At 53.0% G+C, this 25,014-nt stretch carries 15 protein-coding genes; 8 read left to right on the top strand and 7 right to left on the bottom strand.

Annotation, left to right across the window (positions count from 1 at the left end; translation table 11 throughout):
* Positions 1 to 35: 35 nt before the first annotated feature.
* The 3 genes from L0666_RS17320 to L0666_RS17025 all read right to left on the bottom strand — a co-directional run bounded on the left by L0666_RS17320 (position 36) and on the right by L0666_RS17025 (position 8,086).
* Positions 36 to 4,898: an SdrD B-like domain-containing protein gene (locus L0666_RS17320; protein ID WP_272492198.1), complete on the bottom strand. Its 4,863-nt coding sequence runs from the start codon at positions 4,896 to 4,898 to the stop codon at positions 36 to 38.
* Between the two features lie 790 nt (positions 4,899 to 5,688).
* Positions 5,689 to 6,873 carry an MBOAT family O-acyltransferase gene (locus L0666_RS17030; RefSeq protein ID WP_235262603.1) on the bottom strand — a complete coding sequence of 395 codons (1,185 nt, stop codon included), beginning with the start codon at positions 6,871 to 6,873 and terminating at the stop codon, positions 5,689 to 5,691.
* Between the two features lie 139 nt (positions 6,874 to 7,012).
* A complete protein-coding gene (locus L0666_RS17025) occupies positions 7,013 to 8,086 on the bottom strand; it encodes a hypothetical protein (protein ID WP_235262602.1) in 1,074 nt (357 codons plus the stop codon).
* Positions 8,087 to 8,490: 404 nt separating this feature from the next.
* On the opposite strand from L0666_RS17025, the gene L0666_RS17020 reads away from it, so the two are divergent.
* From L0666_RS17020 to L0666_RS17000, 5 genes are read left to right on the top strand one after another with little or no spacing between them, the layout of a single operon-like run.
* Positions 8,491 to 8,733 carry an acyl carrier protein gene (locus tag L0666_RS17020; RefSeq protein WP_235262601.1) on the top strand — a complete coding sequence of 81 codons (243 nt, stop codon included), beginning with the start codon at positions 8,491 to 8,493 and terminating at the stop codon, positions 8,731 to 8,733.
* Positions 8,730 to 9,968, top strand: a complete 1,239-nt coding sequence (locus tag L0666_RS17015; RefSeq protein ID WP_235262600.1) for a type III PLP-dependent enzyme domain-containing protein — start codon at positions 8,730 to 8,732, stop codon at positions 9,966 to 9,968. Before L0666_RS17020 ends, L0666_RS17015 begins: the two co-directional genes overlap by 4 nt.
* Entirely contained in the window at positions 9,965 to 10,882 is a 918-nt protein-coding gene (locus tag L0666_RS17010) for a sulfotransferase family protein (protein WP_235262599.1), read from the top strand. Before L0666_RS17015 ends, L0666_RS17010 begins: the two co-directional genes overlap by 4 nt.
* A complete protein-coding gene (locus tag L0666_RS17005) occupies positions 10,869 to 12,362 on the top strand; it encodes a class I adenylate-forming enzyme family protein (RefSeq protein WP_235262598.1) in 1,494 nt (497 codons plus the stop codon). The genes L0666_RS17010 and L0666_RS17005 overlap by 14 nt, the downstream gene beginning before the upstream one ends.
* A 39-nt stretch (positions 12,363 to 12,401) precedes the next feature.
* Positions 12,402 to 13,541 carry an acyl-CoA dehydrogenase family protein gene (locus L0666_RS17000; protein WP_235262597.1) on the top strand — a complete coding sequence of 380 codons (1,140 nt, stop codon included), beginning with the start codon at positions 12,402 to 12,404 and terminating at the stop codon, positions 13,539 to 13,541.
* Between the two features lie 51 nt (positions 13,542 to 13,592).
* Here the strand turns inward: L0666_RS17000 and L0666_RS16995 are convergent, their stop codons facing one another.
* The 4 genes from L0666_RS16995 to L0666_RS16980 form a co-directional block, all read right to left on the bottom strand.
* Positions 13,593 to 16,835, bottom strand: coding sequence for a right-handed parallel beta-helix repeat-containing protein (locus L0666_RS16995; protein WP_235262596.1), 3,243 nt, complete (start codon positions 16,833 to 16,835; stop codon positions 13,593 to 13,595).
* Positions 16,836 to 17,256: 421 nt separating this feature from the next.
* On the bottom strand, positions 17,257 to 18,072 hold the full coding sequence (locus tag L0666_RS16990; RefSeq protein ID WP_235262595.1) for a CpsD/CapB family tyrosine-protein kinase: 816 nt from the start codon (positions 18,070 to 18,072) through the stop codon (positions 17,257 to 17,259).
* 17 nt (positions 18,073 to 18,089) lie between these two features.
* Positions 18,090 to 19,649: a GumC family protein gene (locus tag L0666_RS16985; protein WP_235262594.1), complete on the bottom strand. Its 1,560-nt coding sequence runs from the start codon at positions 19,647 to 19,649 to the stop codon at positions 18,090 to 18,092.
* The gene (locus tag L0666_RS16980; protein WP_235262593.1) at positions 19,646 to 20,527 is read right to left on the bottom strand and encodes an ExeA family protein; all 882 of its coding nucleotides are present in this window, start codon (positions 20,525 to 20,527) and stop codon (positions 19,646 to 19,648) included. Before L0666_RS16980 ends, L0666_RS16985 begins: the two co-directional genes overlap by 4 nt.
* Before the next feature lie 500 nt (positions 20,528 to 21,027).
* On the opposite strand from L0666_RS16980, the gene L0666_RS16975 reads away from it, so the two are divergent.
* From L0666_RS16975 to L0666_RS16965, 3 genes are all read left to right on the top strand, one after another.
* Positions 21,028 to 21,720 (top strand): sugar transferase, encoded by a 693-nt coding sequence (locus L0666_RS16975; protein WP_235262592.1) that lies wholly within the window; start codon positions 21,028 to 21,030, stop codon positions 21,718 to 21,720.
* A gap of 108 nt (positions 21,721 to 21,828) precedes the next feature.
* Positions 21,829 to 24,273: a tetratricopeptide repeat protein gene (locus L0666_RS16970; RefSeq protein WP_235262591.1), complete on the top strand. Its 2,445-nt coding sequence runs from the start codon at positions 21,829 to 21,831 to the stop codon at positions 24,271 to 24,273.
* 115 nt (positions 24,274 to 24,388) lie between these two features.
* Positions 24,389 to 25,012, top strand: a complete 624-nt coding sequence (locus L0666_RS16965) for a polysaccharide biosynthesis/export family protein (RefSeq protein WP_235262590.1) — start codon at positions 24,389 to 24,391, stop codon at positions 25,010 to 25,012.
* Positions 25,013 to 25,014: the final 2 nt, after the last annotated feature.

Below are 25,014 nucleotides of genomic sequence, written 5' to 3'. Positions count from 1 at the left end.
CCCGAGCCCCGGGCGCCTGCAATCTTGTGGATTGCTTAGCAGATGCAATCGTAATCTTCGAAGTTAATCGCAATGATGAAGGGTTGCGTGTTGGTCGGATCGCTGTCGCCGGGATCGATAATGACCCCGATCTTGTCACCGACACCAGCAACGAAGCCTTCGCCATTGGCGGCGGCATCCGCAAGGATGAGATCAACATTCGCGTTCAACCCGAACCCAGCGTCAATACCATCGAGATAGGCAAGGTCATCATCGTTCGTGAGTTCCCAAACCGCGCGCTGAACTTCCCAACCTGTAAAGCCGTTGTTCTCGAGGTCCTCATTGAGGATGTAGGAGATCAGGTCGAGGTTGTCGGCTGCTGACAAGCCGTTGAAGGCCGAAACTTGGCTTGCATCGAACGCATCTGTCGCAGTCGCTTCGTTTGCGCCTGTGAGTGTACCCGTATTGAACGGAGCATCTGCAAAGTCCTCGGCGCGACCAACTGGGTCACCACGATCCAAGCAGTAGGCTTCGAAGATAACCACATCATCAAAGCGACCGTCACCAGTGCCGCTGATAACAACGTTAAAGGCATATTCTTCAACAGGTAGAACGATGTTGGAAGACTGCACCTGATAGGTGATGTCGCCGTCTGGAATGCTTGCAATCAAGCTATCAACGCTGTTCGCATCACCACAGAACGTCACAGCAACGTTTGCATCTCCAGTGCCGCCGTTACCGTCATCAACGGTATAGCTGATGTTTTCCAGTGCGCTGTGGCCAATGTCGAGTGCGGCGTAAGCAGCCTCTCCATCAAACACCAGTTGACCACCAGAGAGCGTGACGATTGTGCCTTCACCCGTGGTGATTGACTCACCTTCGGCGATGGCTTGGCCGTCCACAGCTGTGATCGTCAAAGCATCACCATCCGGATCAGAATCGTTGGCCAGAACGTCAAGAGTCAGTTCCTCATCAGCGCAGATCATACCTGCGTCGTCCATCGGTTCTGGGTTGTCATTGGCAGCAACGACACCAGCATCAACAGTGAGGTTTTCTTCGCCGATACCCAACGTGTAGGAGCCAGTCACACCAGTAAGAACATTGGCATCACTGTCAAAGGCATCATCGCCCTGATCCGCTGTCGTAAAGACGAATGTATCCTCGATTTCAAAGCCGACGGAATAGTCACCCGCGCCCAGACCCTCAAAGATATACATACCACCGCCAGTGGTAACGGTATTGCCGATGGCCACGCCGTCTGCGTCAAACAGAGTCACGTCTACGCCGTCCAAACCAGCTTCGCCGATGTCTTGTTGGCCATTGCCATTGGCATCAATAAAGACCTTGTCGCCAAGACGACCTGTCTTTGGATCTACCAGACCAGCATCGATATCGCGTTCGGCCTCGCCGATGCTCAAGGAGAACTCATCGGTCATACCAGTGACTTCATCTGCATCGCTGTCAGAACCGTTTACATCCGATGCATCCGGCCCTTTAGATGTGAACACAAGACCGCCTGCTGCGGACGCGTCGAAGGTGATTTTGTAATCGCCTGCATCCAGTTCGTCGAACAGGTAGGACCCGTCCGCCAGTGTTTCAGTGGTGGCTGTCGTGTCATCACCTGTGCCGAAAATGCCGTCTGCGCCCGCGCCAGTCAGAGTGACGGACACGCCTTCTACGCCGTTTTCACCACCGTCCTGAACGCCATTGCCGTTCTCGTCGAACCAGACGAAATCACCAACGGATGCTGTGCCTGGATCTTCGACGCCTGCATCGTTGTCTTCGGATGTTTCACCAATCGTCAGGGTGATGCCGGTAATGACACCAGTGTCGTCAACATCGCTGTCGTTGGTGTCATCGCCGTTGCCGTTCGGATCGTCTTGCGCGACGAATTCCTTACCTGAGGCTTCGGCGGCAAACATAACGCCGTAGGTTCCGGCAAGAAGGCCAGTAAAGGCGTAGTTGCCAGTGCTGTCAGTTGTCGTGGTGATGACGTTGCCACCAGCGTCCTGAGCAGGGTTACCGTCTGCATCCAGCAAGGTCACCAAAGCGCCGGCAATGCCAGGTTCGCCGTCATCGACATCGTTGTTGTTTTCATCACAGAAGTAGCGACCAGAAAGTGCTGCAGTACCGGGATCTTCGACGCCTGCGTCGTTGTCTTCGGACCGCTCACCGACGCCAAGTGTGATTGTGCCAGTGGAGCCGGTTGTCTGGTCCGCATCGCTGTCGATGGTGTCATCCCCACCAACATTGCTGTCGACCAAGACTTTACCGTCAACGTCTGTCGGGAAGGTAACCGTGTAATCACCTGCCTTCAGGCCCGTGAATTCATAGTTGCCATCCGCATCGGTGACTGTTGTGTCGCCGTTGGACAAGGTAACCGTGACACCTGCAATTCCCATATCGCCCGCGTCATCAACGGAGTTGTCGTTGTTGTCCATGAACACACGACCCGCGAGGGATGCAGTGCCCGCATCTTCGACACCTGCGTCGTTATCAGGCGTGTCTGCGCCGGGCGCGACAACAATGCCTTCGATCGTGGACATACCACCACCAATGTCTGTCGCATCACTGTCGATTGTGTCGTCAGCACCGACGTTTGCATCCACAAGCGTCAGGCCAGATACGTCATCAGTGAACTTGACGCCGTATGTGCCGGGGGAAAGATCGCCGAAGGAGTAGCTGCCGTCGGCAGATGTTGTCGTGGTGATCCCTGTCCCTGTGCCGTCTTCGTTCAGCAGTTCAATAGTCACGCCCGCGACACCGGGTTCACCGTCGTCTACGTCGTTGTTGTTTTCATCGATGAAGTAACGACCGGAGAGTGACCCGAGGATTTCAACAACACCTGCGTCGTTGTCAGGCGTATCTGCGCCTGACACCACTGTGATATTGGTGATTGTGGACATGCCTCCGCCAATGTCAGCCGCATCGCTGTCGATGTCATCGCTGACGTCGCCGTCGACGTTTTGCGTTGTCAATTCACGGCCAGTGTCCGGATCTGTGAATTTTACGCCGTAAGTGCCGGCTACGAGGTCGCCAAAGCTGTAGTTGCCTTGCGCGTCTGTCGTTGTTGTAACGCCAGTTGGGTCACCGTTTTCGTCTAGCAATTCAACTGCGATGCCCGAGATGCCATTGGCACCGTCGTTGTCCAAGCCATCGCGGTCAGCGTCAAAGAAGTACGTACCCGAAAGCGAGCCGAGGGCAGGGGGTTCGCCCGGCATGAAGCACAGATCGTCAACTGCGCCGGAACCGACCAGATTGATGACCATGCTGTCGACGTCTTGCGCGTCCAGTTTGATCGTCTGGATGGAGTTGTTACCCGCAGCAGGGATCGCAACAGATTTGATCAGGTTGCCGTCCTCGTCGAACAGATCGATGGAACCGCCAGCTTCTTCGATATCAAGCAATTTGATGTCGTGAATGTCGGACGGGTTGTCGAAGTCGAACGTGATGGACCCACCACCAGCGTTGTCATCCGGGTCAGAGCTGTCACCGTCTTCGGAGATGATGATGATGTTGCCGAGGTTGGCATAGCCCAGATCGTTGTCGCCGCCGGTCGGATTGGCGGAATCAAAGATCATTGCATCGTTTGCACTGCCTGCACCGTCGCCATCGCGCTGTGCCACAACACTAAAGCCGTCAAACTGCGTGCCAACAATGGTGCCCGCAGCTTCGCCGCTGAAGTCTTCCAGCTGGAAACCTTCAGGGCATTTTTCGCCATCTTTGCACAGTTCGATTTTGTCGATGCGCACGAATTCACCTGCATCACCGTCCGCATGAATGCTGACGACATCGCCGGTATTGATTTGAACGTTATCAAGCGTGAAGTTGGAGAAACCGCCGTTGTCTGAACCGCCACCATTGTTGTCTTGGTCCAATTCAATAACGCCGACAACAACACCGTTTACCTTTACGGTTAGAGTTGACTGGCCGTCGCTTTCGTCTTGTGCGCGGATGGTCAGGTCATATTCACCTTCCATGCCGTTGAACGTAGTCCAGAGTTTGCCTTCGCCACCTGCGCAGTTAAGCTTTACCAGCTTGTTTTCAGAAGCTTGGCTGCCGCAAACTGTTTTGAAACCCCATTCGTGCATGTCTTCGGCTTCGATGACGATGCAGGCCGGATCCGTTTCGTCCACGTCTTTGACTTTGACCCACAAGGCTTTGGTCTCGGAACCGCCCTTGTCGTCAGAGACCTTGATCGTGACATCATAGGTATTGGAGTTCCCACCTGATTGTGGGTTTTCGTAATCAGGTTCGCCAATGAATTTCAGCTCACCGGTGTCTTCGTCGATTTCAAAGAAGGCCGCATCGCGTCCGCCTACAATTTCGTAAGTCAGCGTGTCGCCGTCCGCATCCGTTGCATTGCTGTCGATCACGAATGTCGTATTCTCGTCAACGCAGATGATGCCGTTCTCGGGCAGGTTAGTGAATGTTGGCGGCGTGTTCACCGGTGCGTCAGGCCCTGCGCCAAGGCAGCTGTAATCGACCCAGCATCCTTTGACATTGCACGTGGCCGAAACGGTCAACTCGACTCCAGCTGGCGGAACATCACCGTAGAATGTGAAAAAATCATCGCCGGTGCCGGGTGCGTTGTATCCTTCGACCTCGATCTCAATGAGGTAATACTTTTTGCCGTCCGAGCCGGTCAGGACATGGTAGCTTTCGGCGTACATCTGGCTGCCGACCCGGGCGCCATCAATGGTTGCCATCTGGCCGGAGGAGTCGTTGGCGTTTTCATTGTTCCAGCTATCGCCGCTCAACGTTCCGTCATTGTCCCATGTGGACATCGTGACGGTCGCAGCACCGGGCATCGTGAATGAATCACCGCGGCCAATTGAATTTCCATTACCGGATCCTGCTCCAAGCAGGTCCGCCTCTGTGAATGCAGTCCACTCATGTTTTTTGTATCGCGATGTCATCTCATTCCCCGTTCTTCAAACTAATCGAAGCGGCTCAAAGAGCCGCTAAAAAATGATGAATTTTGGGAAAACCCGATCCGAATGGTGTAACCAAGTCCGAGTACAATCTGCTATCGCAGAAAGGCCGAAAATACGACCATTGTACCCGCTTGAAATGTCTTCAATTCTTGCGTCCAAAAGAAATTGGACAAAAATATTCGAAACAACCAAAACGCCGAGTTTAATCCCCCCGATCACCAACTACTGATTTAGTGTAATCCATAATCGGCATATTTCTGCCATTATTTTGTCAAAATTTACGATTTCTTCACTTTTGGGGAGTTCGCCTGTGCGCTTGTTTCGTCTTTGGTATCAATGCGTAAGCTGGGATCAAATTGTTTCGAAATATAATCAGCCTAAGAATGCCTTCCGTCCGCAATGTACACGTTAAGATTGCAATTTGTCTCTCAAATCACCACCAATAGATCGAATCACTTCAGTTGCGAGTGCCGGTTGGCAGTGGGGTTGATCGTGCCCAACGGGATCAAAGTATTCTCGTTTGGGGTTTATGTCTCAATTGGCAGTTCGACCGAGAGTCATGATACCTGCAGAATCGCTGCTTTGCTTGGCATCTTCGTGGGGCTGAGGCTCGATGCTGTTCAGGAACGCGTGACATTCTGCCTTTAAGGCTCCCTCCGTTAGAAGGCGATCGGGCTTTTCCAGCCAGGAGCTGAATGACGGCGATGCAAATTGGAGAGGCCCCAACTGTCGCAGCATAGCAGCAAAAATCCTCGCGAGAAAAAGCGGGCTCTTAAATATCTATGCCAAAACATCGAAACAGTATGCGCAGTGCTGCGTAGAGCCCGTGTTCGCCATGAGTTATCGTAAACGCGAAACTGCCCGCGAAGAACAGGAACGTCAGCGGATAGGCTGCAAAAGAATAGGCTTTCGTTTTGATGATGCGCCATTTCTTCTTGCGCGCGGTCATCGTCCATTTTTGATAGATCGCAACGCCAGCGGCGTTGTAGAGCCCCCATGCCACCCAGTTCCAAGACGCCGCGTGCCAAAGACCCATCACAAGGAAACTCGCAAAGACCGCGACATAAGGACTACGACTGACGCCAAGGGTAGGCATATAGATGTAGCTTTGGCACCAGCTTGCCAGCGACATATGCCAACGCTTCCAAAGGTTGCCGATATTTGGGGCGAAGATCGGAAAATTGAAGTTTTCCATGATACGCAAGCCAAACAACCGTCCCGTGCCGATAGCGATGTCCGTGTATCCGGAAAAATCCATGTAGACGAACAAATAGCAAAAGCACAAAAACAAGATGACCCGCAGAGGTGAAGTGTCCTCAAGGTTATTCAGAAGGCGGCCCGTGCTCCCATAATTTAGGCTTTCAAGCACGAACAAGCAGATAGCGCCGAGTACAAATTTCTTGATCAATCCGATGGCTATTCGGGTCAAGCCATCCCAGGCCATTTGGTTATCCCAAGTGGAGGACCGTCCGTTCATGAAAAGATCGAAACGCTGGATTGGACCCGCAGTGAAGATCGGGACAAAGAACACCCAAGCGAAATATTCCCAAAAGCTGTGCTGCGGAAGCATCCCGCGGGACCTTTCCAGCACATAGTGGATCAGCTTGAAGCTGAAATAGCTGATGCCCATCGGTAAGAGGAGATTGGCAAAATCATAACCATTTGCAAACAAGCTTGCCAAAGCTGGCATATATTTGAAGTAGAACAGGTAAGCCGCCACGACGGTGATCAGAAACTTGGTCGCAAGTCGGAACAAGGGTTTTTGATCCGCCCTGTTGTGCAGGAAATAAACCATCAGTGCGATCGCAAGCATCATCGCAACTGTTAGTGGTTCAAAGCTGGCAATGAACCCAAATGAAACGATGCCCAAAAAAGGGAACTTCAGACCTTGCGGCAAGTTCCAGAAGATCACCACGCTGACGGCAGCGGAAACCCAATAATACCAGAATTCTATCACTTTCTAAAAACCCTGATACCGAAAGATTTGGCCGTAAGAACTGGCATTGATCAATCCGACAACTGCCATGGTCAGGAGTGTGCCAATTACGACGCCCTGAACAATCTGACCCGCCCAAAAAGAGCTGTTTTTGGTGACTTTATTCATCATACACCTGCAAAAATTGATCGACCATGACGTCCAAGAGCCGTGCTTGTAGGTCTTCTGAATTGATATGCGCCCAATCGTAGAATTCGGAATCTTCCGCTTGTGCCAGTGTGCCGGCATCAAAATAGGGCACATTGGCATCTTCAGCGATCTGACGCACCCGTGCCATGTGGATTTCTTGTCGGTCTTGGCCAAGAAAATCAGTAACAAATTCTGGTCTGAGAGGATGCTCCATCAGAATAATTCTGATGTTGTCCCGCGTTTCGACATAGTCCAGAAGGTCGCGCAGGCGTTGGTAATTCCCATCTAGGACTTGCTCCATATTCGGGCCTTCGAACCGTGCCATGATCCCCTTTGCGTGTTCTTGATAAGCTTCCGCTGCATTGTTCCGGCCGACATATTGGACATAATTGCGTTCAATGGTTCGACCCCGGACATATTGCGCGAAGTTTGGAAGAATTTCCCCCAAGCGAGGGACATAGAACCTTAGGTGATCAAGTCCCGTCGATCCCGTCATCGCGCGCGATACGTTCCCAACTTCTTGGGTGCGTTCCACATACAAAGGAGAATCTATCCCGAACCGGCTTGTGTTGAAGGCTTCGAGATAATCCTCGGTCAAGAACGTGAATCTCGACGGACCAATACCCAACACAACATAGACTGGGACATCTTCGGGTAGATGTTCCAACATCAGCAAATGTTCGATAATACTTTGGCGACCGGTCGTTAGGGAAACGACATGAAAATCCCGCGCTGGCGTCGCTGCAAGGGCGCTTGAAATCGCTTCAGGGCCGCCAAAACTAGCCCCGGTGACTGACGCACCTATAATTGCCAGAACTGGACGATCTGAATTTTGAAGCTGGAACAGCTCCGAGGTAACAAAAAGGTGGTGATCCCTATTATTGTCCGCCAGCAGAACACCATAGGGAGACGTCATAAAAGCGGGTACTGCCAAAATGGCAACAGCCGTACTTAGCGCAGCAGTTGCCAGCGCGATGCAAACTGAAAGGCCAGATGGCGTCCGCAATCCAAGGACAAAGTCTTTGATCAAAATATCGTCTTTCAAAAATTCTTGACGGAAAGCTAAGCAACGTCGGTAACGAAGGCAACGCATCCACGAAAAACAATCAAAAATACTAGGTTTTTAAGGCGTCTGCAGCATTTACTTGGCCGAGCCTAGACAGAACGACCGCTGATTGATTGTCGCTTGTAAAGAATCCTTATGGCCACAAAATACTGCAGCCATGCGCTCAATCCTGAGCGATCTCTATTGGACTATCGCTTCAAGGCGGACCCTTAAGTGCGTTTTTCAAAGCGCGAGAAGTCCGAAGTAGCAATCAACCGTCACATTATTGCATCAGAAAAGCTCCCCTCTTTACGTAAGGTTAATATTCAATCACAATTTCGTCATGCGGCCGCTAAATTTGCCGCTTTGATCGATTATATTTTTTTATTTTTTAGAGGTCCGGAATGGCAATATCTCGCAGTGATTTAACAGATTTTCTTGAAGAAGAAGTAGGCGTCGACACTGACGATCTCCAAGATGATACGCCGCTGTTCAGCACGGGACTTGTCGATAGTTTTGCGCTTGTCACGCTTATGATGCAGCTAGAGACTTTGGGTGGGTTCCGGATCAAACCTGCTGAAGTGACCCTTGAAAATCTGGACACCCTGGAACGTATTCTAGCCTATGTGAAGAAGCAGGAAGCATGACACCTGAAAAGCTCTTGGACGCCGTAGAAGGGTTCTCGACCCCGCTTTTTGTCTATGATCTAGATGCAATTCTTGACCGCCTGTCCCTGTTGAAAAAGCTTTTCGATGGGCGTTTTGGCGTCAGCTACGCGATCAAGGCCAACCCAAACATGGGTTTGTTGCGCGCATTGCAGCCTCAACTAGAGATGTTCGATGCATCGTCAATTTTGGAAGTGCGGCGGGCTATTGCTACCGGCATGAAGCCTGAATTCATCTCTTTTTCCGGCCCTGCTAAGCGAAAGGTTGAGATTCACGAAGCTGTAGACTTACACGTCGGCGAGCTGATCCTTGAAAGTCTTTCAGAAGCCGAAGAGGCTAGTGCTTATGCCCAATCCAAAGGGCTATTGCAGCCTTGTCTTGTGCGTATCAACCCTTTGCACGTTCCCAGAAAATTTGGTGCCTCAATGGCGCGGACGGCCAGTCAGTTTGGTATTGACGAAGAACAGATGGGTGATGCGCTGCCTCAGATCGCCGAACTTGCTGGTCTGAACCTTGTCGGGTTTCACATCTATTCTGGAACAAACTGCCTTGATCCTGAAGCCATTGCCGAGAACTTTGAAAACTTTGCGCGCATTTTCGAACAGGCGCAGGCACAGACGGGGATCGAGGTCCACCGCTTGGTCTTTGGATCGGGCTTTGGCATTCAATACCTGCCGGATGAAACGCAGCTGGATCACGAGGCTTTGCCCGCCCTAGTTAATCCCATTGTGGATGCGCTTTTGCAAAAGCCAGGGTTTGAAAAGGCTACCTGTAATCTTGAACTTGGACGTTGGCTTGTAGGGCCGTTTGGTTGGCTGCTGACGCGCACAATATCCGAGAAGTCATCGCGAGGCAGTGAAATTCGCACGTGTGACGCTGGGTTCAACAACCACCTCGCCGCCTGTGGCATGATGGGTTCGGTCTTTCGTCGCAACTGGGTCTTTCAAAACATCTCCAACCCGCAGGGAAAAACTTCTGCGTACATGTTAGTCGGCCCTTTATGTACCAGCATCGACCGTCTGGCCGTAGATGTGGAATTGGCCGAAGTCACGGTAGGCGATGTAATCGCGATTGAGGGGTCGGGGGCGTATGGCCTGACCGCATCACCTTCACGCTTTATCTCGCACCCCGAACCGCGCGAAGTGACCTATCATGATGGCAGATTTACGGATGCTTCGGAAACGGAGCGGCACCCTCTTACGACATTGCCAGCATGACCAAAGACACACGTTATATCATTCTTGGGTACCCAAGATCAGGCACAACGCTTTTGTCTCGTTTGCTTGATGCTCATCCAGACGTGTCTTGCCCACCTGAGACGCACCTTTTCACGGCCGCCGCTCGCTTCCTTAGCGAACAGGACAATGTCGAGGGGCCGCCAATCGGTGTCTTGGCGGGGGTTAATTTTCTTGGGGTTGAGGCCGAAGACGTTCTGAATCCATTGCGCAAAATGTGTTTTGGCTTTCATGAAAGGGCTGCACAGGGTGCGCCAATCTGGGTCGAAAAAACAGGTGTCGATATCTTTCACATCGACAAGCTGAAATTGCTTTTGGAAGGGCACGCCAAGTTCATTCTGCTGTGGCGAAACCCGCTGGACGTGATTCCGTCAAACGTCGATCTGGCGGAAAAGATGGGCGCGCCGCTGACGGACGTCTGGCAAGACACGCGGTCATGGATTTGTCCGTTCGAGGGGCTTGCCCAGTCCTGGGTTCAGCGATCACAAGACTTACGCGCGTTTCAGGATGCGATAGGTGAAGATTGCCACGCTTTGAAGTATGAGGATTTGACGCAAGACCCCGCCAGTACCCTGTCTGAGTTGTTCCGGTTTATGGGCGCGCAGGGGGATGCAACCGATGTTGTCTCGCAGGCCTTCACGCGTGAGCCGAATATTGGGCTGGGGGATTTCCGTATTGATGGCATGACCGAGGTGCGCCCGCCTGATCCAAAAGCATGGCGGACCCGATTGCCGCGTATGGCCGCAGGTCGCGTTGTTAAGATCGTGGCTGAAGAGATGGAACATTTGGGCTATGATGTGCCCAAGACTCCAAAACGTCCCAGCCGGGAAACTGCCGTGCGCCAGTTTACAATGGCCGCGCAGATGAAGCGGAACACGCCCGATGGGACATCTTGATCCTATGGAAAAGCAGTGGCCTTGGCATCGGTTTGTCGACATAGCCACTGGGCAAGAAGACCTTGTCGCAATTTTTCATGGCGACACGCATCTGACCTTTGCACAATTGCAGGATATGGCTGGTTGTCAGGCCGCCGCACTTGATCAGCTAGGCCGCGGTGACCGTGCTGTCATAATCTCCGAAAACAATCCACAAGTCGCCATTGTGGTTGCAGCGATCTGGCAACGCGGCGGCATTCCGGTGCTTGTCCATTCTATGGCGCCCGATGCACATGCCGCGCACGCAATTACTTTGACGGACCCAAAGTATGTCTTTGCTCCAAGCAAAGAGCCGTTTCACAATTGGCCAGCGCCCAAAGCCGCGCCTGCGGAGGCCTGTTCTGAAATGCCATCGAACAGCACCGCATCAATCGTTTTCACGTCAGGTTCAACGGGGCTTCCCAAAGGCGTCATGCAATCTGCCGAGAACCTCATTGCCGGGGCTAGGACCATGTCGCAGATCATGGCCTATCACTCGGATGATCGCATTTTGTGCCCTGTTCCGTTCGCGTTTGACTATGGCTGGGGACAAATGCTGTCTTTGTTATTGGAAGGCATTCCGCTTGTCCTGACCGAGCCCGCGAATAGTCTTGGTATCTGCGCGGCATTGGATCAGCACCAACCGACGGTTCTTGCCGCTGTCCCAGCGCTCTTGGCTGATTTGATGTCAGGTCTCTCCCCGATCGCGGATGCCAACCGTGATACGATCCGATTGATTATGTCGACAGGCTCGAAGATGCTGCCAGCCACATTGCAGAAGGCCCGCGAGACGTTTCCAGCAGCTGAGATTTGCCTCAATTACGGTTTGACAGAAACATATCGAAGCGCTTCGCTTGCCCCAAAGTATCTCGACAGTCACCCAACCTCAGTGGGTAAGGCCATACCTGAGGCGGAACTGCGGATTATACGCCGCGACGACACCCTGGCTGACGTGGGCGAAGTGGGCGAGATTGTCCACTTTGGTTCGGGCTGTTTTCAAGGTTATTGGCGCGACCTAGACCGGACAAACGACGTGAAAAGATATGTTTCGGCGATGGATCAGGTCGGTGTGTTCACGGGTGATCTTGGTCACATGGATCAAGATGGTTTCCTATATCTCGAAGGGCGCAAGGACCGGCAGATCAAATCAATGGGCGTTCGTGTGTCACCTGACGAGCTTGAGGGGCTGTTGGCTTCCCATAGCAGCATTGCGGAAGCAGCCATTGTGTCAAAACCACATGAGGTTTTGGGAGAGATGATTGTTGCCTTTGTCGTCCCGCAAGAAACAGATACAGATTCGCGCGCATTGCTCAAAGAATTGAAGGCATACGCCCGTGGCTGCATGTCTAACTTTATGCAGCCACGCATCTATCATGTTGTGGGCTCTCTGCCGCGTAACCCAAGTAAAAAGATTGACTACGTAAACCTACGTCAAAGGTTGGAGACGACCGACAATGGATAGGTTTGTCGCACCTGGGCGGAGTATATAGAGGAGCATCGCATGAGCTTGGATCATATCACACTGGCGAGAACGCTATCGGAACGCATCGAAGAAAAACCGGGCCCCGGAAAGGAAAAGGCGTATTGCGATGCATTAATTGAACAAATGCGCCGTGATCAGCTTTTCTCGGTCAGCGTCGCGCCTGATCTGGGTGGTCCCGGTCTGTCGGTTGCAGATATTGCCCGCATTACCTTCGAGATTGCGCGGCAATCCGGGTCCGCAGGCCTGATCTATGCCATGCACATGAGCCAAGCCTATACGCTGACGACCCACGGAAAAACTTTGCATTTGCAGGAGTTGCAGAAACGTCTTCATGATGAACAACTGTTGATCGCATCGGGAACATCGGAGAAAGGGCCGGGCGGTGATATCCTAACCTCGCTTTGCGCCATAGAGGAGGGCGACTCCGGTCAGATGAAGGTCAACAAGGAAAGCCCGAATATATCTTATGTCGACCATGCCGGATTGATTTTGGTAACCGCCAACAGGATCAACGCCAACGGCAAGAAACGCCAGGTTCTCATTGCGGCCAGTGTTAACAAGGACAACTTCACATCGACCTTCGCTGCGGGATTCCTTGGAATGCGTGGCATCCATAACAGTGGTTACAAATTCCAAATCAACTTTGATGAAGGTGCGATTTTCGAAGACGCATTCTCGGGAATTGCACGCCAATCGATGACCCCGTCGATCCAGATCTTTTGGGCGTCGCTTTGGTCTGGTTTGGCTTGGCATATGATCGACAAGGCCAAGCGGTTCACGACAGAAGCTATTCCGCCGGATAGTGATATGGCTCCGGTTATTCTGCATGAGATGACCCGGATTGTAGATCTGCATCATTCCATGAATACAATGATTCGCGATGCGATTGCTGCCTTTGAAAACAGCGCGGACGCAAAGGGCATGGGTTTTGCTCTTTCGGCACAAATCAACCGTATCAAGGTCAATTGCTCAGAGCTTCTCAACCAGATCAGCATCCGGACACTGTCGGTGATCGGGATCAGAGGCTATGCGATGGGAGGGCCATATACGATCGCAGAACCCCTTGCAGACGCTCTGTCGGCACCAATCATGGTATCAAACGTGAGGTTGACGCTGAACACCGCGCAAATCGAACGCTTCGTAGACGAACGCCTTTAGAAGTGGCATTCAGCGCCGGTTTTTGTTCAGTTCATCGTCAAGATGCCCGGCTTAGGCGTCCTCAAACATGGCGTCTGCATCATCATAGAGGTCAACGGTGGGCGGTGTTTCGTCAAATGCACCCATCCCATCTGTGAGAGCCGCCCACAGGGCGCTGGCAGACTGAGCGTTGTCCTCCGAGCCCAGTTCTTCGTAGAACGCTTCACCAGAGCCGCCGCCAATGATCTTCATCTCAACTTCATCGGAATCGTAATCGACGGTGAAGTATGCATCGTTGTCGCCAGACAGGCCAGTGATCTGGATGCGGTCTACGGAGCCGACCAGCTCATCGACCGAGATCAGAACTTCGGTGCCGACTTGGCTGTCTGCATCAAGGATAATCTGGAGTGTACCGTCTTCCAGGTTCACCCCTGATTGCACGTCGCTGTCATCGCCAAATGCGCCAGTGCGAAACTCTTGGATAGTGGCCATGTCACCATCTTCGTCGGCCTCAAATGTGAGAACGCCACCGTCTCCGACACGCATAACTGCGGTGTCGCCATTAGTGCCGTCAAAACCGACGTCGGCGTCATCGCCAATCAAGTGCAGGCTGCTGCCATCTGTAAAGGTCGCGGAGGCATCATTGCTGGCCAGAACCGCGTCACCGTCCGTGACCGTCATGTTGACCGACCCGTTCATGTCGCCAGTGTTCACAAAGCGGCCGCCATCAACGTTGATGTTCAACGTGTCAGTGTCGTCGTACCCGTTCATCCAGGTTTGACCTGCGTCATCGATGTTGAATGTCCCACCGTTTTCACCAGTGGTGGTTTCGCCTTCGATAGTGAGCTTGCCGTGATCGACGCTCAACTCACCGCCAGAACCGAAGTCAAAGTCCTGCAACGTGTTGGTGCCATCATAGTTAACCCAGTTGCCGGCCAGTTCGACGCTGTCGCCGTCCTGTGTGCCGGGGGTGTCTTCGGTGGACCAGTTGTAGTCGTTGTCCCAGCGAACACCATCGCCCAACGTATTAGGCACAAAACGCACAGTGGCAGAGCCGACGCGATCATCAGTCTGAAGTCCAAAGCCTTCTTGGAAGAAGGACGCGATCACTTCAGCATCCACGAGGTCATCAAAGGCGCCGTCGGCCTGATCGCGCAGGTAGTCAGACAGATCGGTGACGGACGCATCTTCCTTATCCAATAGGGCGGACGTGAAGGTTTGGATGGTCGTCTCGTCTAACACCTCGGAGTCGAGGCCTTCTGCGTTGATGGACCAGTCTTTGCCCTTGGCTAGCGCTTCGCCGTCGATCCAGTTGTACACGATCGTGTCGTTATAAAGCGGATCCTTGTCGAGGTTCTGGGCGGCGGCGCCTTCCCATCTTTCAGCTTGCTCATCAGGGTCATCCGGGTTGGTCATATGTGCGACGATGTTGTCGATCATTACAGACATTTCGCCGTTGTTATAATAGCCATACCCTTTGCCGCCGATGACTGCGCCGTCATCTTTGGTCGCGCCAGAAGAGATGACATTGCCTTCAAACCAAGTGTAGTTGCCGATCGTGCCGTATTCTTTGTAATCACCGCCAACGAAGTTAACCCCGGCGTTGTTTTCGATAAAAACGTTGTCGGTTGCGAACGCGCCGCCACGCAGTTGGGCCCCATAGGACGCGCCTTGCATGACAATGTTGTTGGTAAAGGTGACGTCTTTGGTGTTGTACTGAAGATAGACGTTGTGGCTCCACATGCTGGCGGGCTGGCCGTCTTCTTCCCAACCGTTATGGTCGATCAGGTTGCCATCGATCAATGTGCCATTACCGCCCGCAACATAGAGCCCGGAAATGCGGTCTTCATGAGCTTCCCAAACGCCGTCTCCGTCAACGTCTTCATCGCGGAACACGTCGGAAATTTCGGAGTTTCGAATCGTCAGGCCATCGGTGCCTTTGAAGATTGCTTCGTCACCGGTGAAATGTACGTCATCAAACAATAGGTTTTCGGAGTCTACAATGTTGACGCTTTCTGCGAACTGAAGGTCCGTGAAAACAACGTTTGAACTCGTTTCCTGATAAATATTCATCCGGTCAAGAAGCACAGGGAGTTCCCCATCGCCCCAAGCGGTGATGTGCATCGGGTGCAATTCGTCTTCGCCGTTGGAACCACGGCCCACGAGGCGATCTGTGCCTTCGTATTCGTAGCCGCGTTCAAACAGCAACCAATTTGATGTCGGGCCGTTATCAGCGCTGGTGATGCTTTCCCAAACTTCGAGGCCGATGTCGCTGGACAGGGCCATGATTTCGCTGCCACCATATTCAGGGTGATCAACGAGCCATTCGGTGGTGATGTCACTCTCGTCGAGACCTTCCATCGCGGCAATATCCGCACGGGTTACGGCATCGTCGCTTTCGGTGACGTAGACGGGACGGTGCACGTCGCCAGTTTCAACGATAACGTCATCGTTTTCGTCGGTTTCCAGCATATAGGATTTGCCCTGACCCCAACCTGCGTCTTGGGCGCCTTCGGTGACGTTCAAATCTGTGGTGTGGGATTCAACAGTGCCGTCATCGAATGTCACATCAAAGCTGAATGACAAATCACCCGTGGATGTGTCGCCAGACAGGACCACAACAATGCTGTTGTCGGGATTGACGGTGACGTTGCCGAAATCGGGCTGATCGGTAATCTTAATGCTGGCGATTTCATCGGTGCTGTCCAGTGTGAACGCGTGAACACGACCTTCCATGATTTCAAAGGTGTCATCGGAGCCGTTTAGCTGGATTTCTTGAGCAGAGGTGCCGCCAAATTCCGCATCAATGGTCGAGGCGTCGACATCCGTGGACTTTTCAGCCGTGGTGTCTTCTGGTTCGGTCACGTCCTCTTCAGTGGTTTCCTCTACTTCGGTGACTTCTTCCACCACTTCTACTACCGCGTCGGAGGCTTCCTCGACCACGACGTCAGGAGTTTCCTCGACCACGACGTCAGGAGTTGCCTCGACTACGACGTCAGGGGTTTCCTCGACTACGACGTCAGGAGTTGCCTCGATCACGACATCAGGGGTTTCCTCGACTACGACGTCAGGGGTTTCCTCGACCACGACGTCAGGAGTTGCCTCGACTACGACGTCAGGAGTTGCCTCGACTACGACGTCAGGGGTTTCCTCGGACACGACGTCAGGGGTTTCTTCGACAACCGGTGTGACTGGATCGACTGCCTCGTCGTTCGCAAATTTGGCGGCTTTGGCTTTACCGTTGCTTTTGACACTTGGGCCGCTTGCAGCCAAGGCTGCAAAGAGTCCAGCGAATATCCCCAAGAAGCCGGTCATAATGTTACGCCCTGCTGGGTAGCGAAGGGAGGCGTTTGGTTTTCATCGTTAGTCATCTGCACTGTTGCTCCTGATCGGGTTGAAGAGGGAGTTCAAAGTTCATTTCGAAGGAATTTGTCGTTCGATAACGGAGCAATAGTTGGTTTGAATTAAGACTATTCTAAGAATTGGGGCCGAGCAGTGACGGCGACCCGTAAAGTCGTAAACAGGGCGCTGTTAACCCTGTTCTTATTGGCGGTTGGCCGCTTGGTTCAGGTAGAAACCCGCCGACCCAAATAGGTTGACGTTGCCGTATTTCCGCCATTTTGCCGATTGAAAGGCATTCAGAAGGCGGAGGTTTGCCTATTTTGTGCATGACTTATTTGCCGCAAACGGTGCGGTTCAGCGTCCTTCGCTGTTTGGTCAGGCAATTAGGGGACGGTTATTCGCCAGACTTGGCGACATCCGCGTGCTGATAGGCATTCAGCACAACACCGACAACATTTGTCTGCTCGGCGATTTCACGTTCGCTTATATCAAACTGCTTGTAGCGTGTTTTGCCGGCGCGGATGACGACTAAGGCGCAATCAACATTCTTGAGGAAAGCGCGGGTATCATCGTTTATCAACATAGATGGAAGATCAAAGATCATCACATCGGGTTTGTATTCCAGCTCGATGCGGTCGATCACATTAGCTGTTTCTTCCGCCAATAACAGCCGAGCGGGGTCGCTTTCGGGTTTATTAGCCATGGAGAAGGCAACGTTTGGCCCGATGCGAACGGCTTGATCTGCGAACTCCGCGTTGCCAGAAATGACGTCGCCGAGGCCAATCTGAGGTGTGTGATTGAGGAAAGTCTTTACCGACGGATCGCGCAGGTCGAAATCCAGCACCATAGAGCGCAGATCGCTTTGGCGCCCTAAGCTGAGCGCGAGGTTGCATGCCGTTGTCGTCTTGCCGGAGTTGGGCATGGGTGATGTGATCGCGATCCGCTTCCAGCCGTTCTGACGCATCTGCAACAGAACCTTGGTGCGCAGGATATCAAAAGGCGTCGCTTTTGTGTTAGCGACCTGCGTTACCAAACGGTGTTTTTCAAGGGTACGGTCATCGATCTGGATCGCGGGGAGCGCTTGCCACAAGTCTTCAACGTCGCCAGAGCGGGCGGCACGTGTAGGTTTTGCAGGCGCGCGAGGGCTTTCGGGGCCATTTTCCTGACGGGTCTTGCGGGCCTTATCGAGAGCGGCTTGTAATTTTTCCATGTCGTCCCTTCGCCTCCTTAGAAAGGCATCAGCGCAAGAACACGCTGAACCAGTGTATTAAGTGGCATGTAATTTGTATCGATGTACCACAGCAGTAACGGAACACCGATCACGGCTATCAGCGTCCCAATAACCAGGGCGAGACGACGAGCCGTGCGGCGGCCGCGGCTTTCCAGATAAGGAATGGTGGCAATCGGTGTGACATTAAAACGCCCTATAAGTTCCGCAGGACGGCGTACTGTCCGGTTCAGCAACTCAAGAAGTACGAAAAACCCGCCTGCCATACCAAGACCCAGTGCCGCACCCATGGCAATGACGCGAGGCCGATCCGGCCCAGAGGGTAAGCGAGGCGCGTTGGCATTTTCAATGACGGTAATCCGCTGGCCTTGGGCCGTAGTTTCAATCCGCTCACCGACTTGGGCTTGGTTCAGGTTCACGACAGCGGCGTTGTAACGGGTCTGAATAATCTCAAAGTCCCGCTGCAGAGCAGCCAATTCGAAGCCGTTCACAGAGCTGGCCGCGATAGACCGCTCAAGTGTGTCCAACTGCTCTTTTGTTTCCTCGACGTCGGTTTGCATAGTTTGTATGCGATTTTCGATTTCAATCATCGTGGCTTGGAACATAGCTTCGGCGGCGGACATCGCGCCGTCTTCTTCTTCGCCGGGAACGGCAACCGCAGCCGCTTGTGAGGCGATGATCGCCTCTAAGCGGTCAACTATGGCTTGCAGGCGCACGACGCGAGGGTTTTCGGGAGTGTAGGTGGCCAGTGCTCTAGACAAATCCGTACGTGCCACTAACAGTTGGCGTTCCTCGTTTGAGATGGGTCGCTGCTGTTCAGAGCGCTGGCCAACTTGTCCGGTCGCCTCAAAAATACTTTCAATGTCATCGCGTTGCGAGACAGTCATGTGCAGGTCCCGTTCCATACGGGCCAGACGTTCCTGCAGCAAAGTCTGACGGCCAAGGCGGAAGGTCTGGTTTTCAGGTAGCGCGTCGGAATTTTCGCTTTTAAAAGTGGCAATACGCACACTCTGCGCATCGAGCTCTTGACCGAGCCGTTCGACTTCTTGTTCAAAGAATTCCAGTGTGCTTTCTGCGCGACCCATGCGGAAGCTGGCGTTGGCTTCAAGCACGAGCGTCACATATTCATTTACTACGTTTGCAGCGATCTGGCCTTCGCGGCCAGTGAACGAGATCGTCATAACAGTCGCGCGATCGCGCGCCGTCGTGCGGCGGATCTCGGTGTCGCGCTGCATCCGGTTCACTATGGCATCAGGTTCGGCGGTGCGCAGATCCTCGTACACATTAAAGCGATTTGCGATGTCGATAAAGTTTGCGCGGGTCAAAAGTCGTTGCTGGATCACGTCGAGCTGTTCGACGGCATCGGTACGCACGGTAGAGGCGACCATATTGGCCGGAATCTGAGGTTCTTCAACGAGCAGGCGGGCCGATGTCGAATACGTTTCTGGCATACGCATGGCTGTGAAGGCCGCCATCATTGTCGAAACAGTGAAGAGAAGGGCCATGATCGGGAAACGTCGAAGCAGGAGTTTCCAATAAAAACGAAGATCTAAGTTCATTCTGCAGCCTTTTTGGGCGTATCTACACGCTCAGTTAAAAACAAGGGACCGGTGTAGGTCTGCAAGATCACACCATCCCGGATCAACTCATTAATAGTGTCTAAGCCAACATGTGTTTGGTCGGCGCTTGCGGCATAAACAAAAGCGAGATCGCAAATCTTGTTGATTACCCGAGGGATCCCGCCAGCGTATTCGCATATTTTCTGGATCGCGGCTTGATCGATTTCATCACCATGCCCACCAACCGACAGGAGGCGGTGACGAATGTATTCGGTCGCCGTCGCGCGATCCAGTGGGTTGATATGATAGGTGGATGTGACCCGCTGCGCGAATTGGCGCAGCTCTGGCCGTTCGATTATGGCACGCAACTCCGGCTGCCCGACAAGTATCAGTTGTAGTAGTTCGTCCTTGCCGGAATTGATGTTGGTGAGCATACGCAATTCTTCGAGGGTTTCGGCTCCAAGGTTCTGAGCTTCGTCGATGATCAGGATCACACGCTTGCCATCCGCATAGGCGTTGATGACAAAATCCTGAAACCGCTGGAAAAGGCTGACGTAGTTGTCTGCGCCGTTCAGATCGATGTCGAGGGCATTGAGAACCCAACGCAGCAAGTCATCGCGATTGCCTTGCGCGTTTGAAATCAGGCCGACGATTGAATCACCCTCTATCTGGCGCAGCAGGGCCTGAATCAGGGTCGTCTTACCTGTTCCTACTTCGCCCGTAACAACGGTGAGAGGCGCCTTAGTGACCAGCCCGTATTCTAGGATTGAAAAGGCGCGCTTGTGCGACCGGGTCCAGTAAAGGAAGTCCGGGTCAGGCGACAACGAGAACGGCCTCGTCGAAAATCCAAAATGTGCACAATAAAGATCAGCGCTCATAGGGGGGCTCCGAAGGTCGGCACTAACGAATGAAACAAACGGGAAAACAAATGAAATTCCAAGGTTTAAAGGTCGAAGTTATCTAAAATCGGCGTATGGCACAAATATGTCGAGCGGCACAAATATGTCGAGGGCAGATTGTAAACTGCCTTACGAGGTTAGGCGACCGATTCGCAAAGTATCTGTAGGATTTGTGCAGGATTTGATTAATTGTTTCGGTTTTGGAGATAAAGACCCCCAAAAAACGCAAATGTCACGGCGTGTCGGTTTGTTGACATCAATCTTAGGTTGCAACTTGGTCAAAAAAGAGGCGGATTCCTACTTATTGTGACGAACGGCGTGTGATGACGGGATTCCATACTTTGAACGCCAGTTAATAATGTGTTAATCATTTCCTGACTGCCAAAGATCGTTCTGATCGCCAGGCGGCGCTGTTTGTAGCCCGTTTTTGTGGCGGTTTTTTTTAATAGGGGGTGCGGCCTTTTCGCCGCAAGTTGCGAATGTCATTTTATTCAACTTATTCAACTGACCTGCGACCGCGGGATGAGGCCAATGCGCCTGTACCTGTTTCCAAGCCGAGCCGGCCCACACTTTACCGCAAGGTGGGCAAACGCATTCTCGATCTTAGTCTTGTGTTGGCCACTGCATGGTTTACGGTTCCAGTGATTGCAATTTTGGCGCTCGCTGTACTCGTGACGGGGCAGTCGCCGTTTTATACGCAGGACCGTATCGGTCTGGACGGCAAAATCTTTAGAATCTGGAAGCTGCGTACCATGCTGCCGAATGCCAAGCAGCGTTTGGAAACATACCTTGAAAACAATCCCGAAGCCCGTGCCGAGTGGGATGAGAAGCAAAAGCTTACAAATGATCCGCGCATCACGCCGATCGGTGGTTTCTTGCGACGCTCTTCCTTAGACGAGCTTCCACAGCTATTTAACGTTTTTAACGGAACAATGTCGTTGATCGGCCCACGTCCGATGATGCCTGAGCAGAAGTCTCAGTATGTCGGCACAGCATATTACCGTCTGCGTCCGGGCATGTCCGGCCTGTGGCAGGTGTCCAAGCGCAACGAAAGCAATTTCGTTAGCCGCGTGATGTTCGACGAAGCCTATGACAAAGTCGTTACCCTGAAGACAGACGTGCGAGTGTTGGCGCAAACAGTCGGAGTTGTTCTTCGTGGTACGGGTGTCTAACCGATCTACTGTTGCTTTTATTAGATTTTTTACGCTTAATATAAGCCATGTTTGGTGGATCTATTTCAGACAGCTGCCAAAACCCAATTTCATTTGAGGCTTTCTCTTTTGCGTAGATCGTTTTCATTCTTATCCGCCCTAATTCTGACCCTCTTCCTTGCGGCCTGTGACACAGCCGAGGAACGCGCAGAGGAACATTTTCAAAGTGCGCTATCGCTTTTGGAAGAGGGCGATGTGGATCGTGCGATTGTTGAATTGCGCAGTGTCTTTGCTTTGGTGCCCAACCACCTCGAAGCTCGCCACGAACTGGCGCGAATTTTCTTGGAAGAACGCGGGCGCCCGCAGCAGGCCTACAATCAATATTTGCGGATTGTTGAACAGTACCCCGAAGATTTGAAGGCGCGTATAGAAGTGGCAGAGATGTCGTTTTTCGTTGCCAACTGGGAAGGTTTGAGCCGCCATGGTCAAGTCGCCCGAGAATTGGGCCCAGATGAGCCACGCGTCAAAGCCATTTCGGCCGCCCTTGATTATCGCGCCGCCCTCGAGGACGAAAACGAAATTGCCCGCGCCGCTGTCGTGTCAAACGCGGAAGCTTTGGTCGCGGATGATAGTGAGAGCCGAATTCTGCGCGAGTTGCTGTTGGATAACGTGTTGCGCGAACAGGAATTGACGCAGGCGCTAAGCATGCTGGACGGGATGACAGCAGATTTTCCCGATACTAAGCAATACTGGCTGCAACGCCTTCAGGTATTGATTGCGATTGGCGATCAGGCTGGAATCGAAGCCCAGTTGATCGATCTGGTGGATCGGTTCCCCGATGACGATGAGCAAAAGCAATTGTTGATCCGCTATTTCTTGTCACGCGGCGAATTGGACAAGACAGAGAGCTTCTTGCGTGAACTCGTAGACGAGGCGCCTGACGGAGAAACCGGCGCGCGCGTTGATTTGATCCGGTTCTTGACGGAACTGCGCAGTGTGGATCAAGCGCGTACTGAAATCTTGGATGCCATTGAAAACGAAGAGGACCCGTACCCGTTCATTATGTTGGGCGCGTCTTTAGATTTCACGACGGGTGACGTCGACAAGGCGATCGATGACCTTGAAACTGCAATTGAAGATGCAGAAGCATCTGATCAGACGAATACCATGAAAGTGGCTTTGGCGCAGATGTTGTTGGTAAAAGGCAACGAGGTGGCTGCGCGGTCTTTGGTTGAAACTGTGCTGCTGGATGATGCCACCCAAGTGGGCGCGCTGAAGTTAAATGCGGGCTGGCTGATTGAGGCGGACGATACGGATGCTGCGATTGCTGCATTGCGCACAGCCTTAGATAAAGAACCTAACGATCCGGATGCGATGAGCCTAATGGCACGAGCTTATACACGGGCGGGCAGCGTAGATTTGGCGCGGGACTTTCTTGCGCTTGCAGTAGAGGCGTCAGGTAACGCGCCAACTGAAACCGTGCGCTACGCCCAACAGTTGATCTCCGAAGAAAGATATTTGCCTGCCGAGGACGTCTTGTTGCCTGCCTTGCGGATCGAACCCAATAACCTCGAACTCCTGCGCACGGCCGCACAGCTTTATCTTGGTATGGAAGACTTGGGTCGGATGCAGCAGGTGATCGAAACCCTGCGGCGCATTGATAGTGACGAGTCCAATCGTATGGCTGTCCAGCTTGAAGCGGCGCGTTTGAACGAGACGGCTGGTGCGGAAGAAGCCATCGGATATCTAGAGGCCCTCGCAGATAGCGCCGATGCCGACATCGCATCGCGTATCTTGTTGCTGCGCGCGCGTGTTTCTATGGGTGACACGGAAGCCGCTGTTGAGCTGGCCGAAGGCTTGGTCGAAGATGAGCCAGACCTGCCTGCGGTGAAAATGGTACTTGCTACAACGCTATCAGTTGCTGGCGAATTTGACCGCGCGATGGAAATCTACCGTGCATTGCTAGAAGATTTCCCACAAGAAATCGCCCTATATGTTGAGATCGCAGGGCTTCACGCACGCAATGGTGATCCTGCAGCGGCCCGCGCGACGATTGATGAAGCATTGGTTAAAGCACCAAATGATCCACGTCTATTGTGGGCCTCTGCTTCCTATCTTGAGGCGGATGGCGACATCGACGCCGCGATAGATATCTACGAAGACTTGTACGAGTTGGACTCGAACAACCTTATCGTAGCCAATAACCTCGCCAGTCTTCTTGCGACGTATCGTGATGATGAAGAAAGCCTGAATCGGGCTTGGACGATCGCTCGACGGTTCCAAGATTCTGACCTTGCGGCTATTCAGGACACTTATGGCTGGATCGCGCACCGTCGTGGGGACTCTGAAGGCGCACTGCCTTATCTTCAGGCTGCCGCAGCTGGGTTGGTTACTGATCCAATTGTTCAGTTCCATTTGGCCGAGGCGCTATACGCTACCGGCCGTCTTGAAGAAGCGGCCGTACAGTACCGTGTGACGCTAGACGGGGCGGGGGTCGGTGACACGCGATCCCAGTTTGGGATAGCACGTGAGCGCCTGACGGAAATTGAAGCGAGCCAAACCGCGGCCGAATAGGGCGTGACGCCAAAACTACAGGCCAATCCTTTGGGGCGGGTCCGGTGTTTCTGGCCTTCTCTATTGGGTCGTTTTGAACGATGATGCGGGAAAACGGGATGAAGGCGGACAATCCATGGGACATATTAGAACGTTGATCTTAGCGGTAGTGGCCGTGTTGACGGCCACTGTTGCAATTGCACAGAGCGAATATCGGGTGCGGGCTGGCGATACTCTGGTCGTCGAAGTTCTTGAAGACTCCGAATTGAACCGCTCTGCGGTTGTTCTGAGCGACGGGCGCATCAGTTTCCCACTGGCGGGTACGGTCCTCGTAGCGGGCCGCACGGTCGGTGAAGTTGAGGCCACATTGCGGGCCGCCATCGCGCCGAACTTTGCCACGGTGCCAAATGTGTTTGTGGCGGTCTTGCCCGGTGAACGCAATGAACCTGCTCCGGTTATCATGGCCCCTGCGCCCGACCCGACGATCGAAATTTTCTTCTTGGGTGAGGTGAACTCTCCCGGGACAGTGGCGGTGGCACCTGGCACGCGGTTCTTGCAGGCCATGGCCCGCACAGGTGGTTTGACCCGTTTTGCAGCAGACAAGCGCGTGCAACTGCGCCGCACTGACCAACACACCGGCCAAACTCACCTGTTTGAGATCAACTACCGCGCCATCCTTGATGGGGCCGCGTTGCAAAACAACATCGTGATGGAAGAGGGCGACGTGATCGTAGTTCCCGAGCGGCGTTTGTTCGAATAACC

It is taken from the genome of Octadecabacter algicola, assembly GCF_021532625.1.
GTDB lineage: Bacteria > Pseudomonadota > Alphaproteobacteria > Rhodobacterales > Rhodobacteraceae > Octadecabacter > Octadecabacter algicola.
The sequence above is the reverse complement of the archived record's forward strand: the minus strand, read 5'-3'. Positions and strand labels throughout refer to the sequence as shown.